At 61.5% G+C, this 434-nt stretch carries 1 protein-coding gene; it reads right to left on the bottom strand.

Annotation, left to right across the window (positions count from 1 at the left end; genetic code table 11):
* Positions 1 to 434, bottom strand: a 434-nt coding sequence (locus tag JMV15_RS28115) for an immunoglobulin-like domain-containing protein (protein WP_201492012.1), incomplete at both ends; no start/stop codon positions are given.

Raw genomic sequence — 434 nt, 5'->3', positions numbered from 1 at the left:
GGGGTGTGGCTTAGTGCGTTGTCGGGGTTCAGCGTGCAGTCGGTGCCGGCCTGGTTGCTCAAGGTCGCGGTGTACGTGATCTGGCCGCCGTCGTTAACGGTACTTGGCGCAGTCGGCGTCACGGGTGGGGTGTTATCAGTACCCGGTGTGTCCGTAACGGTGGTGTTCGCCGCGGTAGTGCCAGGGACCAGATGCTCGAAATGCTCGCCGCCGGTCACGCCTTTGATGGCGGTGGTGACGGTTTGGTCGCCTTTGTAGACGTCGTTTGGCGCTACGGCGGTGATGGAACCGCTCGACTGATTCACACCGATGGTGATGGTGTTGCCATTGTCCAAGGTGACGGTCAGCGGATTGGTGATGTTGGTCACCGGCGCGCCGTTTTTATCCACAAGGCTGGCGGTGTAGACGATGTTGCCGCCTTCGCCGACGGTGGT

This window comes from Pseudomonas paracarnis (genome assembly GCF_904063055.1).
GTDB classification, from domain to species: domain Bacteria; phylum Pseudomonadota; class Gammaproteobacteria; order Pseudomonadales; family Pseudomonadaceae; genus Aquipseudomonas; species Aquipseudomonas paracarnis.
This window is presented reverse-complemented; position numbering and strand designations above follow the sequence as displayed.